Source organism: Rhizobium redzepovicii (assembly GCF_019793435.1).
GTDB classification, from domain to species: domain Bacteria; phylum Pseudomonadota; class Alphaproteobacteria; order Rhizobiales; family Rhizobiaceae; genus Rhizobium; species Rhizobium redzepovicii.
This window is the reverse complement of sequence record NZ_JAILYH010000026.1, coordinates 1-13,939: the sequence shown is the minus strand read 5'-3', so window position 1 is coordinate 13,939 and position 13,939 is coordinate 1. Positions and strand designations below refer to the sequence as shown.

Genomic DNA, 13,939 nt, shown 5'->3' with positions numbered 1-13,939 from the left:
CTGGCGCGTCAGATGCCCTCAAAAAAGCACGGCGAAAAATCTCTGGCTTGCTATACCAGCGCGTGGCTCACAGGTGTTTCAGCCCGGTTGATGAATTCGCCGATCGCCTCGACCGGAAGCGGCCTGCTCACCAGATAGCCCTGAAGCCTGTCGCAGCCCACACTGTGCAGCCATTCCGCCTGAGCCGGCGTCTCGACCCCTTCGGCCGTCACCTGCATGTCGAGGCCATGTGCGAGGTTGACGATGCAGCGGACGATCGTCTGGCTTTTCGGATCGCTTTCCAGATCGGTGATGAAGTATTTGTCGATTTTGATCGTGTCGAAAGGGAATGTCTTGAGATAGCTGAGTGAAGAATATTCGGTCCCGAAATCATCCAGCGAGATCCGTATCCCCAGTACGTTGAGCGTATTCAGCGTGTCGATGTTGTTGACGGTGCGCTCGAGCAGCACGCTTTCGGTGATCTCAAGCTCCAGACGCTCGGGCGGAAGTCCGACAAGGTCCAGCGTCTGCGATATGCGATCCGTGAGGCCGCTCGTCAGGAATTCTGCCGCCGAGACATTGACGGCCACGATGTAATTCTCAGGCCACTTCATCGCTTCGCGGCATGCCTGCTCCAAAACCCATGCGCCGATGTCAGGCATCATTCCATCGGCCTCGGCCATCGGAATGAATGCCGCCGGTGGAATTTTTCCAAGCAGCGGGTGGTGCCATCTCAGCAACGCTTCGAACCCGACAATGCAGCCGCCTTCGGCAAGGGGTTGATATTCGACGAAGAATTGCTGTTGGTCCAAAGCCATGCGCAGGCTGCGGCGCAGCAATTCGCGTTGCTCCAGCAATTCCAGCATTGCGGCATCGAAGGCTTTTGCCCGGCCGCGCCCCTCTTGCTTGGCGGCATAAAGCGCAAGATCGGATGCCTTCATCAACTGCTCCGGATTGGTTCCATCTGGAGGAGCTGTGGATATGCCGATGCTGGTGCCGACAAAGACCGCGATGCCATCGATCGTGAAAGGCTTTTTGAATGCGGCAACCAAAGCTTCCGCCAACCGGTGCGCTTTGGCCGGATGTCCCGAGCCCCTGGAAATGACCGTGAATTCGTCGCCGGCCAGTCGGTAGGCTCTGTCATCGCTGGTCAGGCAGTCTTGAATACGCCTTGCGGCAAATTGAAGAAGCTTGTCACCGGCTGGATGCCCAAGCGTGTCGTTGACGGGCTTGAAATCGTCGAGGTCGAGCTGCATCAGAGACAGGGTCTCGTCCGAGCCTGCGGTCTCCTGCAGCAGCGCAGCAAGGTCGTCGCTGAACTGGCGTCGGTTCGGCAGTCCCGTCAGCGGATCGTGGGTCGCCAGATGCAAAAGGGTCGCGCGCTCATCGTCGACAAGCTCCTCGGAGCGAACCACGGCAAACAGCTCTCCGATCCGATAGATCGTCAGCCCGTGCGCGCCCGGCCTGCCCAGATCGCCCGATATTCGCAACGGCTGGGCGCTGTCATCCAAGGAGCGGAAAGCGAGCGTAATCGCTGATTTGTCCAGCTGTGGAAAATGCTCCCAAAGTGACGCGGCCGGTTTGACGGAAGCAGGCAGTTCATTGCCCAGCAAATTCTCGACGGGATTGAAGTCGCGGTCAAAGAACAAAAGCCGGTCGATCGAAGTCGAAGCTTCTGGCTGTGTTTGTCCGAGGGCCGAGCTGGCCGCACGAATTTTCCGCATCTTCGGGCCTCTCTCAGTCGAATGTCCTAACCAGATATCGTAGCAAATCAACTGTCGCACAACTTGTGCACGTCAAGATTTACATTAGGCACCCCTGATTAACAATCCCAAACCTCTGCCGACACGCTTACGATTTGGGGCACACTGCACTGATCCAACAGGGGATTTGCACGATGAGGACGCGGAGTAACGGGATTTAGGCAGCGGCGGCCCAGAGTTCACGCACCAGCTGCCGCAGCGCCAGGGCCTCAGCCCATCGATCGGTCGAGTCGTTGCCGTCTCTGCCGGTGATCGCATAGGGTTTGGGACCCAGCTCGCATGTAAAGATCAGTTCAGCGTCCTCGGCGGAGCGGGATCGCCAGTGGCGAAAACCATACTCCCACCACTCGATGAAGAGATCGACCCAGGGCCGGTGGTGCGGAAAGGAGATCTCGATCTGCACCTGTTCAGGCGAGGCAACCCGACCGTGAAATGCCTGGGTGTTCCCTAGGATGCGTCGGATCAGAGCGTGGTTTTCCTCATCGACCGGAAAGGCGAATTCGCGGCCGACGAGGAAATGCGACAGGTCGGCCAGCAGCGGGAGGTCGGGACGCTGATCGAGCAGATCCAGCGTAAAGAACAGGTCCGCGGTCATCCTGTCGCGATGCGTTTCAATGAACACGGGGATGCCGGCATCTTCCGCGAGCCGCATCCAGCCGTCGAGAAGCGGCAGGCAGGCATCGATGCGGCGCGGGCGGATATCGGGTTGCAGGTTGAGGTGGCTGACCGGAAACTCCGCGGCCAGTTCCAGCGGCAGACGCAGATCGTCGACACAGCGAGGGAAGCAGCCCCCTTCGATCTTCAAGCCGCTGCCCCGGATGGCCTCGTTGAGGGCAACGACATCGCCCCGGTTGGTGTAATGCGCGCTGATGCCGTCGAAGCCCGCCTCTGAGATCATCGCGATGTTCTCGTCGAGTGTGCGCTCGAACCCATCCGTGTGCCGCCGCTCCATGGCCCAGAGCGATTGGAAGATCAGCAGCTTCTGTGTCATGCGGCCCGCGCGCTCTTCAGAAGCATTTTGAGGTTTACGCCCGGGTCTGCCAGTTCTGCGGGGCTGGGGCTGAGGCCCGCGGCAATCAGCATCTCGGCGAGCTTGATGTCTCTGGCCAGGCCATTGCCGGTGCCAAGGCCCGCGGATGCCGCGAGGCGTCCGTCGTCGAGATAAAACTCCAGTTCGCCCTCCGCGGCCGAACGCAGGACGATCTGATGGGCGGGCTGCGGCAGTCCCGCCACCTGGAGGCCGAGATCATACTGGTCTGACCAGAACCAGGGGAGGGCGCCGAAGGTCTCGGCGGCACCGGCCATATTTCGCGCCGCGGTCTCCGCCTGCGTCCTGGCGTTGCGCCAGCTTTCATAGCGGATATATCCGCCGCCCGGCTGGGCCACCGCCGCGCAATCGCCTGAAGCGAAGACGTTCGGTGCGCTGGTGCGAAGATCGGCGTCCGTCAGAATGCCGTTGCCGGTGGCCAGTCCCGCTGCTTCCGCCAAAGCGATGTCAGGCACCACTCCGATGGCGCTAACGACGAGATCAGCATGCACCAGACTGCCATCGGTCAGGGTGACGCCGTCGTCGCTGATCGCCGCCACGCCTCGATCGAGGTGAAAGCGCACGCCTTCCGCAACATGTCTGGCGTGCAGCGTTTCGGCAAAGCGGGCGGGGACGGCACGGCCCAAAGGTCTCAGCGCGGCTTCGATCACGCTGACCGAAACGTCCTTTCCGCGCAGGACCGCTGCGAGTTCCATCCCGATCAGGCCGGCGCCGATGATCGCCACGCTCCGGCCCGGCGCAACACGGGAGAAGATCGCTTCGGCATCGGCGTGGGTGCGGAAATCGAGTGCGCCCGCTGCACCGGGACATGTGAGCCGTCTCGGCCGCGCGCCGGTGGCCAGAAGCAGCTTTTCATAGTGGAGCACCCGGCCGTCGCTCAAGCGCACCGCTCCTGCGCCAGCATCCAGCTCGGCGGCCGACAAGCCCTTGAGATAGGTGATGCCGGCCGCATCCAGCGCTTCTGCAGCGCAGATCAGCTTCATCTGCACCGCATCGCCGACGGTCTTCGACAAAGGCGGCCGTTCATAGGGCAGGTGGGGCTCGGCGCCGACCAGCGTGACGGGCCCCGAATAGCCTGCTTCACGCAGGGCAAAGGCTGCCCGGGTGCCGGATTCGCCGGCGCCGATGATGACCATACCGTCCATGTTTTCTCCGTGAAAAAAGCGGCCGGCGCTCGTGACGACATAAAAACCAAGGCCTAAAGCGCTGCGCATGTCCGGGCGACATGCATCAAGCCAGAGCGACGCGAACCTCTCCGTCGATGACCTCTGCCGGATAGGTTTTCAGATTTTCGCAGGCCGGAAGCCTGATGGCCTCGCCAGTGCGATAGTCGAACGCGCCGGAATGTTTTGGACATTCCACCTCGAAATCCATCACCAATCCGTCGGCGAGATGGATCGCCTCGTGGGTGCAGAGCCCGGCGGTGCAGTAGACGCTATCATCCGGGCCACGGTAGATCGCGTAGGTGCGCCCGCCATGGTCGAAGCGGATGGCGCCTTCCTGTTCGATGTCGTCGAGTTTGCCAGCTGAAACCCAGGTCATTCGGCCGCTCCCCCGACTTCCAGGCGGGCCTTGCGGGCCGCGAGTTTTTCCTTGCGCCTGCGGTAGCGCTCCTGCATCTGCGCTTCGCCTTCGGGCGAGCCGTCGTGCCAGGTGCCGAACCATTTATCGAGCGGGATCAGTGCGTCGCCGTAGTTCACCTCGAAATATTTGTGGTGGAGGTAATGCGCATAGGCGTGGCTATCGACCAGTTTCTCCTTACCGATCTCGACCTTGTCGAAGCCGACATGGCCGGGAATGGCCCCGAAACCCGCATAGTGCAGCTGGTAGAGCATGAGGATCGGGTTGGAGGGCAGGAACAGATGGTAGAAGGCGGTCCCAAAATAAAGCAGGTGCTCGATCGGATGCATCGACAGCGACGACCAGGGTGAGGGGTTCACCGAATTGTGGTGGACCGAGTGCACCCATTTGTAGAGCAAGGGCGTGTGAATCAGCCGGTGTATACAGAAAAAATGGAACTCATGAATAATCGGCACCACGAGCGCGACAAGCGCCAGCGTCCATGGATTTTCCGCAAAGCTCAGCCACGGCGCGTAGCCATTGGCATAGGCCCAGAGCATGCCGACCTCGACGGCGGTCCAGATCGTCACACCCCACAGGAAGGTGCGCAGCATATTGTCGAGGTTCTGGCGTTCGAACCAGAAGGCGTTGCTCTTGTGGTCGGCCGGGAACTTGCCATTGTACTTGAAGCGGTTTTCCTGCCGTTTCAGCACGTAGAGATGCAGTTCGAAGGCGCCGTAGAACAGGAAGACCGCGACGGCGTTCACCGCATAGAGCCAGGCGATCCAGCCAAAGCTGAGCGTGCGCATTGTTTCCACCGGCGGAATGACCCAGGCCCAATAAGCGACGGCGGAGGCGGCAAAAATCGCATTCCAGGGAAAGAAGTAATGCGGAAGCCATTTCAGGACCGCCATCAGCCGCGGCGGAAACGCAAACAGCGGGGCGGTTTCGGCAGGCTGGTTCGGCGCCCAGTCGCCACGCTTGTTGCGCTTGCCGAATTTCAGATCATCCATTGGCATCTCCTTACGGCGGGCCGGATGTTTCCGCGTCCGCCCGCATCTCTCTGCTGACTGGAAATTAGCAGGGACGCCGGTAAATGCCGAAGCCTTCCTTGATCTGATTAGATCAAAGCCCTTCCTTGGTGATGGTAATAAAACGGATTGGTGCCTGGTCCGGTTTGATATCGGTCAGGCCAACCCGGCGCAGGATCAGATCGAGCGATCGTCTGGCCTGCGCCTCGGGCGCCTGGTCGAGTACCACATCCATGATGCCGTCCTGCAAGGCGCTGCGCGTATAATCGGTGAGTTCGTGGCCGACGAAGAAGATGCCGCGTTCGCGCGCCTGCCGCCGCAGCACACTGATCAGCGCCGAATTGCCACCGCCGGCATTGTAGAGGCCGGCAAGGTCCGGATACATCCGCAAGGCCGAAGACAGGAGTTCGGCGCCGAGATGCTCGTCGTCGAGACCGAACCCCAACTGCTGGAAGCTGGTGAAGCCGGGATGCTCGAGAAAATAATCCGAAAAACCGCGGATGCGATCGCGGTGCACCTGATAGATCGGATGGCAGATCGCAAAGACCGGACCAGTCCGGCGTGCCATTCGGCTGATGAAGAGCGCTGCCGTCCGGCCGGCGGCATAATTGTCGATGCCGACGAATTCGCCTGTCCGTTCCGAGGCGCGAGTGACGACGTGGACCACCGGCAAGCCTTGGGCGCTGACCGTCTCGACGGCCGCGCCGATCACCGGATTGCTGGGCACCGCCAGGATCAGGCCGGCGCGCCGCAGGCCGGCCGACAAGATGCGGCGCGCGATTTCTTCCGGCTTCATCTCTTCGGTAAAGCTGCGATGCACGATCACCAGTGGGTCGAGGGTGGCCGCGATCCTCTCGAATGCTGCGGAGAGCCGCTGATAGAAGGTCGTTTCAGGACGGACCATCAACACCTCTATGCGCAGCAGGCCGCGATGCGTGTCCGGGAGCTTGCGGGGATAATCCAGTGCGCGCGCGGCAATGATCACCTTCTCGACCAGTTCCGGGCGAACGCCGCCGCGTCTGTTCAGGACCCGCTCGACCGTGGCCGTCCCGACGCCGGCATGGCGGGCGATATCCCGATAATTCGGCTTGTTCACTTTTCAGGTCCCTGGAATGGCCAACGCGATCGGATCGATCCTATGGGCAATCCGTCCCTCTTCATACACCGGAGCCTCGGAACGTACAGAGGCTGGTCGGTGCAGGGTTTGAGCGACACTTGTATCGCGGGTGCAGTCGATCTATGATTTCTTCCACTTCAACATGAGATTGCAGGCAGTATTTCACCGTTAAACCGGACGCGGGGGACTTTGTCCTCCGGCCGGCCGAAGGAGCTGGGCAATGAAAATTCTCATGGTTCTCACATCGCATGACCAGCTGGGAAATACCGGCAAGAAGACCGGATTCTGGCTCGAGGAACTCGCCGCCCCTTATTTCGTCTTCCGTGATGCCGGGGCCGAGGTCGTGCTCGCTTCGCCCAAAGGAGGTCAGCCTCCGCTTGATCCGAAGAGCAACGAGCCGGCGTTTCAGACCGACGACACGCGCCGGTTCGAACGCGACCCGTCGGCAACGGCTGCGCTTGCCAACACGCTAAAACTGTCTGACATCGACCAGGCCGATTATGACAGCGTGTTCTTTCCCGGCGGCCATGGCCCGCTCTGGGATCTGACAAACGACCGCAACGCCCACACGTTGATAGAGGAGACGCTTGCTGCGGGAAAACCGCTGGCGCTCGTCTGTCACGCGCCGGGGATACTGACCAAGGTCAAGGCTCCGGACGGCGGGCCGATCGCAAAGGGTCGGACGGTGACCGGATTTACCAATTCCGAGGAGGCCGCAGTGCAGCTCGTCGAGGTCGTGCCTTACCTGCTCGAGGACGTGCTGAAAGAGCAGGGGGCGAAGTTTTCGACGACGGCAGACTGGGCGGTGCATGTCGTCCAGGACGATCAACTGATTACCGGGCAGAATCCGGCCTCGTCGAAGCAGGCCGCACGCCTGCTGCTGCATGCGCTGAGCTGATACAGTCGGGTGTCGAGATGTTCACCAAACGGCGGCTGGCTTGGGCAACGCCCCTTCACCTTCCGCAGTTCGAAGGCATGCCCAGCTGACGGCTGCGCAGCCTCACGCGATTTTTCTTGAAGAAAAGATCGATCCCGTGTCGGATCGGCGAAGGCTTGTCCGTCCTTAGCTTGTTCATTTCGTCCACCACAAGGATCACCACCATGCCGAACACCATACGCCTGCACCGCGTTTTCGCGACCAGCCCGGAAAAGGTCTATCGCGCCTTTATCGAGGCGGACGCGCTTGCCAAGTGGCTGCCGCCGAATGGCTTTCTGTGCACCGTTCATCATATGGAGCCGGTCGTCGGCGGCACGTTCAGAATGTCGTTCCGCAACTACACCACCGGCAACAGCCATGCCTTCGGCGGCGAATTCCGCGAACTCGTCCCGGGCGAACGCGTCCGCTACACCGACAAGTTCGACGATCCGAACCTGCCGGGCGAAATGGAAGTTACCGTGACGCTGAAAAAGGTCTTGGTCGGTACCGAGGTTGATATCACCCAGGCAGGCGTGCCCGACCTCATCCCGCCGGAGGCGTGTTATCTCGGCTGGCAGGAGTCGCTGAAAAACCTCGCCAGGGTGATCGAGCCCGATATCCAGGAATAGCGCGATTGCGCCAGGGCTACCGGGGCTGAATTACGAAACGGGAGCAAGCTCCCGGCATCGTCGATAGAATAGGATGCCACGTCGCCCCTCCGCTTTCGCCCCGGCTCCTATCCCCTCGGCCGGCCGCGAGTAGAAGGTAGGGCAGAGGCGTTGTCGGTCAATGAACAGGCGGGGGTTGCGGCGTGTGCATGCCTGTACAACATTTGACAGGAAGCGCTCACTGGGTTCCTCATCTCTGTCCTTGGGTCAAAGCCCGAGAACAGAAATGAGGGAAAGGTGGCGCTTCCACACAACTGTTGGCGGTGATATCGCCACCAGGTAAGCTGGCGGCACGCGCCGCTCAATTGCTCCCGTCGTTCGGCCGCGCCTTGGCACTGTCGTTGCTGCTGTCCGAGGCAGTTTTGCCGTCGGGCTGCTGACCGAAATATGTGCCGCCGAGGTGGCCGCCGGCGCTGGTGTTTTTGACCTGCTGTTCGGCGCGTTTCTGTAGTTCACGGACGTTGGTCTTGCTCATTTTCGGCTCCCTGTTCGAGGTTGCGACCTCGGGACAACCGTTGGGGGACGACACTGTTCCATATTTTCTGCGGGAACACTTGGCGCCTTTCCCGGTTTTTCCTCTTCAACCAAGGAGGAACGACGATGGGCATGACGACCCCCAAAGATGGCGCTCCCGGCACCACAGATCAGTCGCCCCGATGGGAAGGCCCGAAGGGAAACACCCCGCACGGCTATCTCAAAGCCAAAGACGATCCGGATCGTGATCGCGACGCGAAGGGCGAAAACAACCGCGATCCCGAGACCAAGGATCTCGGCGATGCGCTGAAGCAGAAGGGCGAATGAGATGGCCAACCCCGAGAAAGACGCGGCCGGCCAGTTCGCCAAATCCCGCGCCGACAGGAAGAGCACCGGCGTTGCCAGCGCCAAGCCGACCGTCATCACCGGCTCCGAAGATGCAACAGTGCACAAGAACCCGCCCGACAAGAAGAACCCGCAGAAGGATTGGGACATCAACTACGATCCCTCCGATATGAATGAGGGGCGGATGCGGTAGGCGAAGAATTCCCCTTTAAGTCTGCAGGCAAGCCGACCCCGGCTTTCGGCTTGTTGGGGGCGGCGATGCTCCTGCGGGTGGGCGTGAGGATGAGCTCTTAAAAATAAGCCGCGTGGTCAATATCGGCGAGCAGGTCCGGCTGGGTGGGCTGCCAGTTGAGGAGCGCGCGGGTGTGCTCGCTCGACGTTGGCACGTCGAAGCCCGCGAACATCGCGAACCAGCCGAAATGCGCAGCCGCTTCCTCGCGCGACTTCGAGACCACCGGAACATTGAGCCGCCGCCCGATCACCTCGGCGATCTTCCGGAACGGCACGCCCTCCTCGGCGACCGCGAGGAAGGGGCCGCCCACGGCGCCGCGCTCCAGCGCCAGCCGATAGAGGCGGGCGGCGTCGAGCCTGTGCACCGCCGGCCATCGGTTCTGGCCTTCGCCGATATAGGCCGAAACGCCCGTCCGCCGGGCGAAATCGATCAGGATCGGCACGAAACCGTGATCGCCGTGGCCATGCACCGAAGGCGGAAGCCGGACAGTCGAGGCGCGCACGCCGCGTGCCGCAAGTGATACCGCGGTGATTTCCGAGGCGCGGGGATAGGTCTCTGTGGTGGGCATGGGCGGATCTTTTTCGGTGCCGACGCGGCCGGGCGCATGGCCGAGGCCTGCGGTGACCAGCAGGGGACGGCTGGAGCCTTGGAGAGCTTCGCCGAGCGCCTCGATGGCGCGCCGGTCGAGGGCGCAGTTTTCGGCGAATTTCGAGAAATCATGGTTGAAGCCCGTATGGATGACGCCATCGGCCTCGGCGGCGCCGCGCTTCAGGCTCTCTACATCCTCGAGCATGCCGCGATGGACCGCAGCGCCGGCGGCCGCCAATTCCTCAGCTCCTTTTTCCGAGCGGGTGAGGCCAAGCGCCTGGTGTCCGCCGGCGATCAATTCACTAACGACGGCCGAGCCAACCCAGCCGGTGGCTCCGGTTACGAATACGCGCATGTCAGCGTCTCCTGTTTTGCTGGAGACAGATATCGACCACGCTGCTATCATGGTAAAGTAGTGATATTATCATGGTATAATGCATAACAGGATGAGCGAATTCGTCACCTCCGAAAACCGGCTGGGCGCCTATCTGAAGGACCGCCGCGCCAAGCTCGATCCGGCCGCGCTCGGCTTTGCCGGCGAGCGTCGCCGCACGCCGGGGCTACGCCGCGAGGAGGTAGCAGGCCGCGCCAATATCAGCCCCACCTGGTACACCTGGCTGGAGCAGGGGCGCGGCGGCGCGCCGTCGGCCGACGTGCTCGACCGGATTTCGCGGGCGCTGATGCTCACCGATATCGAGCGCGAGCATCTTTTCCTTATCGGCCTCGGCCGCCCGCCCGAGGTGCGCTATTGCAGGCAAGACGGGGTGACGCCCAGGCTGCAGGGCGTGCTCGATGCACTGGACCCGAGCCCGGCGCTGATCCGCAACGCCATCTGGGACGTGATTGCCTGGAACCGGGCGGCAACCATGCTGCTGACCGACTACGGCGCACTGCCGCCGGAAGAACGCAACGTGCTGCGCTTCATCTTCCTCGAGCCGCGCGTGCGCGCAGCCCAGCACGACTGGGAAAGCGTCGCCCGCTTCGTCGTTGCAGCCTTCCGTGTGGACGCGGCCCGCGCGGGTGCTGCGGCCGAGGTCGAGCCCTTGGTCGACGAACTCTGCCGCAAGAGCCCGGAATTCCTGGAAATGTGGCGTGACAACGATGTCCGCACCCACGGCGAGGGCGCCAAACACATCAAGCACCCGGTGCTGGGGTTGCTCGCCTTCGAATACTCAGCATTTCAGGTGGATGGCCGCCCGGATCTCAGCATGGTGGTGTATAATCCTGCCACGGCGGAGGATGCGGAGAAAATCAGAGGGCTGGTGGGGTGAGGTATTAGTCGGGTTCTCAGTGCGGGACTTATGCGAGGCGCACCCGGCTCGTCCTTCGAGGCGCCAGCCTTCGGCTTCTGCGCCTCAGAATGACGCTCTCCTTAGCGGAGACGATTCATCTCCAACGTCGTCTATGATTTTCCGCAGGGGATACTCTCTACATCCCAAATTCGGAGATCGTCGAAATCTCCGTGTCTGGATATCTTGGACATGCTCTTCGCTGACCGGGTTTCAGCTGGCCAAGCGGCGACGTCGCCCCGTCCGTTCTTGCACCGGGCGACGCTTAGCCACGATATGGCGCTATTGCAGCGTGCGCGTCTGGATCTGCTCTACGGCTGGCTGAGAAGCGGAGGTGGGCACGGCGCCGCCTTCCAGGCCGGTCGCCACGACCGAGACGCGGAACCTGCCGTCAAGGCTGCGGTCGAAAATCGCGCCGACGACGATATCGGCGTCGTCCTGCACTTCGTCGCGAATGCGGCTTGCGGCTTCGTCGACTTCGAACAGGGTCATATCCGAACCGCCGGAGATCGAGATCAGCACGCCCCTGGCGCCCCGCATCGAGATATCGTCGAGAAGCGGGTTGGCAATTGCCGCTTCCGCCGCCTTCATCGCGCGGCTTTCACCGGAGGCTTCGCCAGTGCCCATCATGGCGCGGCCCATGCCGCGCATGACCGATTTCACGTCGGCAAAATCGAGGTTGATCAGGCCTTCCTTGACAATCAGGTCGGTGATGCAGCCAACGCCGGCATAGAGCACGCGGTCGGCCGTCATGAAGGCATCGGCGAAAGTGGTTTTCGCATCGGCAATGCGGAAAAGGTTCTGGTTGGGGATGACGATGACCGTATCGGCCGCCTGGCGAAGCGCCTCGATGCCGATTTCCGCCATCCGCATGCGGCGGTTGCCTTCGAAGGTAAAGGGCTTGGTGACGACGCCAACCGTCAGGATGCCGGCCGCACGTGCGGCGCGGGCGATGACGGGTGCTGCGCCCGTGCCCGTTCCGCCGCCCATGCCGGCGGTGACGAAGCACATGTGCGAGCCGGCCAGGTGATCCATGATCTCATCGATCGATTCCTCGGCCGCCGCGTGGCCGACCTCCGGCAGGGAACCGGCGCCCAGACCCTCGGTCACATTGGCGCCGAGCTGGATACGGCGCGTCGCCTTGGAGGTGGCGAGCACCTGAGCATCCGTGTTTGCGGCGACGAATTCGACGCCTGCCAGGTTTTCCGCGATCATATTGTTGATCGCATTGCCACCACCACCGCCGACGCCGATCACAGTAATGTGCGGCCGCAGTCCCGAAATGCCGCCCTTGGCGTCCGTCATCGCGCTCTCCTTTGATGCTTCGTTCACGCCACGCCCTCGTCGCGGATAGCGAATCGGCGCTTAGGATAGCCGCCCAACAAGGCGGAGGCGAGGCGAAAGACGTCTCAGCGGGAGAGATCAAGATCGGGACGGGGCTTGGTGCTTTTCAGGGAGGGCGCCGTGGCGGCCACTCCTTGAACTGGATGCGTGGACCGGTTTCGGCCCATGAATTGGAACCAGGATCGCACCCGTGCTGTTTAACTGGAAGGACGATCGGTCTTTTAGTTCACCTATGGAGGAGCGCGACATGCATACGACCCGATCGAAAGAACTGGCGGATGAATATCTGCGACTGGGCGGTAAACGGCTGGCCAAGATCGATGATAATATCGTCAAGATCCGCCACTGGGAGGATGACACGCCGGAGGCCGAGGCTTTCTGGCAGAAGAACATTGAGCCGCTGGATGAGCGGCGCCGCGTAGAGGTCGAAACGCACCTTCCCACGATCAACGACAGGTGATCGCAGCGATTTCCCGCAAGCCACTATCGATCGCGCCGGCTGTCCAGTCGGCACTGGGGCGACAGGCGGATCGTGCATCCGTCCCTACGAGATCGCTAGGGAAACGCGTCAATGAAGTTTTGATACACAATATAGAAGTGTTCGCCAACCTTGCTGACGCTGAAAGGCCAGTCCGAACCAGGATAGAGATTGACGCATTCTTTCTTTTCCGAGCACAATTTTTGGGTTCGCTGTTGCCAGGCGGTGGATTGCTCGCCTCTGGGCAGGGCAATCTCATCACTCTCATCGTACACAAGCGTCGTGGATGTTAGCCGACCTCAGATTGTTTGGGAAGAACGCCGATGGCGCGCCGTACCGCACGTTTTCGAGCATTGCGGAAGCTGTTCGCGCCGAAGGGAAAACGCCGACGCTCGCCGTCAACGCCGGCATGTACCGCTCCGATTTTTCACCGATGGGACTTTATGTCGAGAACGGTCGGGAATTGAAACCCGCCAATTCGGCCACCCCCAGACCTCCGCCCGTCGCCAGGAATTTTCGGTTTCTAGCCATACTGAGGACGATCATCTCATCATTCTAACCCGATCTGCGGTCATGCTATGAATCGATTCGCATAGGTGACGTCGATGAGGGATTTCCATGAATTCATATCGCGCAGCAGTTTTGGTTGTCGCCTCGGCTTTGCTGGCGCTGTCGGCCTCGGAAGCATCCGCCTGTAGTTGCAAAGAGGTGTCCACGAAAGAAAGCTTCGCTAGTTCCGATTTGGTCGTAAGAGGCCGCATGAAGCTGGTGACTTACGGTGTCTAGATGCCGGGTGGCGGGTCGGACGGCGAAACAATACGGATGACGCGTGGCGAATTTGAGATCCAGAAAGTGCTGAAGGGAACCTTCAAGGGCAAAAACCTGTCGATGTATACGGGTTCCGGTATGGGAGATTGCGGTCGTTTAGGAGAGTTCATCGCTTCGGCATATAACTACAGCGATAAGAAATTCGTCGTCGAATTCGGCTTGTCAAAAGCCGAACACGCCGGGGAAACTCTCTATTTCACGTCAATCTGTGATTACATAAAGGGTCCGAAGGACGGCCAACAATAACACCGTCCTCAAGCGTCGTCCGGTTCATAAAGG

16 protein-coding genes and 2 pseudogenes are annotated in these 13,939 nt (G+C 61.2%); 9 read left to right on the top strand and 9 right to left on the bottom strand.

Features of this window, described 5'->3' with window-relative positions; all coding sequences use genetic code 11:
* Nucleotides 1-50: 50 nt before the first annotated feature.
* The 6 genes from K6N12_RS30350 to K6N12_RS30325 all read right to left on the bottom strand — a co-directional run bounded on the left by K6N12_RS30350 (nt 51) and on the right by K6N12_RS30325 (nt 6,477).
* On the bottom strand, nt 51-1,703 hold the full coding sequence (locus K6N12_RS30350; protein ID WP_097625998.1) for a putative bifunctional diguanylate cyclase/phosphodiesterase: 1,653 nt from the start codon (nt 1,701-1,703) through the stop codon (nt 51-53).
* Between the two features lie 196 nt (nt 1,704-1,899).
* A complete protein-coding gene (locus K6N12_RS30345) occupies nt 1,900-2,733 on the bottom strand; it encodes a sugar phosphate isomerase/epimerase family protein (protein ID WP_097625997.1) in 834 nt (277 codons plus the stop codon).
* On the bottom strand, nt 2,730-3,935 hold the full coding sequence (locus tag K6N12_RS30340; RefSeq protein WP_097625996.1) for an NAD(P)/FAD-dependent oxidoreductase: 1,206 nt from the start codon (nt 3,933-3,935) through the stop codon (nt 2,730-2,732). The genes K6N12_RS30345 and K6N12_RS30340 overlap by 4 nt, the downstream gene beginning before the upstream one ends.
* An 85-nt stretch (nt 3,936-4,020) precedes the next feature.
* The gene (locus K6N12_RS30335) at nt 4,021-4,332 is read right to left on the bottom strand and encodes a MocE family 2Fe-2S type ferredoxin (protein ID WP_097625995.1); all 312 of its coding nucleotides are present in this window, start codon (nt 4,330-4,332) and stop codon (nt 4,021-4,023) included.
* Nucleotides 4,329-5,363: a sterol desaturase family protein gene (locus tag K6N12_RS30330; RefSeq protein ID WP_097625994.1), complete on the bottom strand. Its 1,035-nt coding sequence runs from the start codon at nt 5,361-5,363 to the stop codon at nt 4,329-4,331. Before K6N12_RS30330 ends, K6N12_RS30335 begins: the two co-directional genes overlap by 4 nt.
* A 112-nt stretch (nt 5,364-5,475) precedes the next feature.
* Nucleotides 5,476-6,477, bottom strand: a complete 1,002-nt coding sequence (locus K6N12_RS30325; RefSeq protein WP_097625993.1) for a LacI family DNA-binding transcriptional regulator — start codon at nt 6,475-6,477, stop codon at nt 5,476-5,478.
* Nucleotides 6,478-6,718: 241 nt separating this feature from the next.
* Between K6N12_RS30325 and K6N12_RS30320 the strand changes: the two genes are divergently transcribed.
* From K6N12_RS30320 to K6N12_RS30315, 3 genes and pseudogenes are all read left to right on the top strand, one after another.
* On the top strand, nt 6,719-7,396 hold the full coding sequence (locus tag K6N12_RS30320) for a type 1 glutamine amidotransferase domain-containing protein (protein ID WP_097625992.1): 678 nt from the start codon (nt 6,719-6,721) through the stop codon (nt 7,394-7,396).
* Nucleotides 7,390-7,485 (top strand): annotated as a pseudogene (locus K6N12_RS34460) (GFA family protein); the annotation flags it as partial. The gene K6N12_RS30320 and the pseudogene K6N12_RS34460, both read left to right, overlap by 7 nt.
* A 114-nt stretch (nt 7,486-7,599) precedes the next feature.
* Nucleotides 7,600-8,043 carry an SRPBCC family protein gene (locus tag K6N12_RS30315; RefSeq protein ID WP_097625991.1) on the top strand — a complete coding sequence of 148 codons (444 nt, stop codon included), beginning with the start codon at nt 7,600-7,602 and terminating at the stop codon, nt 8,041-8,043.
* A gap of 340 nt (nt 8,044-8,383) precedes the next feature.
* Here K6N12_RS30315 and K6N12_RS30310 read toward each other — a convergent pair whose 3' ends face one another.
* Nucleotides 8,384-8,557: a hypothetical protein gene (locus tag K6N12_RS30310; protein ID WP_003593709.1), complete on the bottom strand. Its 174-nt coding sequence runs from the start codon at nt 8,555-8,557 to the stop codon at nt 8,384-8,386.
* Nucleotides 8,558-8,682: 125 nt separating this feature from the next.
* Here K6N12_RS30310 and K6N12_RS30305 point away from each other — a divergent pair, with 125 nt between their 5' ends.
* Entirely contained in the window at nt 8,683-8,883 is a 201-nt protein-coding gene (locus K6N12_RS30305) for a hypothetical protein (RefSeq protein WP_097625990.1), read from the top strand.
* Between the two features lies 1 nt (nt 8,884).
* Nucleotides 8,885-9,094, top strand: a complete 210-nt coding sequence (locus K6N12_RS30300) for a hypothetical protein (RefSeq protein ID WP_097625989.1) — start codon at nt 8,885-8,887, stop codon at nt 9,092-9,094.
* Nucleotides 9,095-9,191: 97 nt separating this feature from the next.
* Here K6N12_RS30300 and K6N12_RS30295 read toward each other — a convergent pair whose 3' ends face one another.
* Nucleotides 9,192-10,076: an SDR family oxidoreductase gene (locus tag K6N12_RS30295; RefSeq protein ID WP_097625988.1), complete on the bottom strand. Its 885-nt coding sequence runs from the start codon at nt 10,074-10,076 to the stop codon at nt 9,192-9,194.
* A gap of 91 nt (nt 10,077-10,167) precedes the next feature.
* On the opposite strand from K6N12_RS30295, the gene K6N12_RS30290 reads away from it, so the two are divergent.
* Complete coding sequence (locus tag K6N12_RS30290) at nt 10,168-10,992, top strand: helix-turn-helix transcriptional regulator (protein WP_097625987.1); 825 nt, start codon at nt 10,168-10,170, stop codon at nt 10,990-10,992.
* A gap of 300 nt (nt 10,993-11,292) precedes the next feature.
* On the opposite strand, the gene ftsZ is transcribed toward K6N12_RS30290, so the two are convergent.
* Complete coding sequence (gene ftsZ, locus K6N12_RS30285; protein ID WP_097625986.1) at nt 11,293-12,315, bottom strand: cell division protein FtsZ; 1,023 nt, start codon at nt 12,313-12,315, stop codon at nt 11,293-11,295.
* A 229-nt stretch (nt 12,316-12,544) separates the two neighbouring features.
* Between ftsZ and K6N12_RS30280 the strand changes: the two genes are divergently transcribed.
* From K6N12_RS30280 to K6N12_RS34455, 3 genes and pseudogenes are all read left to right on the top strand, one after another.
* Nucleotides 12,545-12,814 carry a hypothetical protein gene (locus tag K6N12_RS30280; RefSeq protein ID WP_239620251.1) on the top strand — a complete coding sequence of 90 codons (270 nt, stop codon included), beginning with the start codon at nt 12,545-12,547 and terminating at the stop codon, nt 12,812-12,814.
* Between the two features lie 196 nt (nt 12,815-13,010).
* Nucleotides 13,011-13,310 (top strand): annotated as a pseudogene (locus K6N12_RS35090) (hypothetical protein); the annotation flags it as partial.
* 344 nt (nt 13,311-13,654) lie between these two features.
* A complete protein-coding gene (locus tag K6N12_RS34455) occupies nt 13,655-13,906 on the top strand; it encodes a hypothetical protein (protein WP_097625984.1) in 252 nt (83 codons plus the stop codon).
* Nucleotides 13,907-13,939 lie beyond the last annotated feature (33 nt).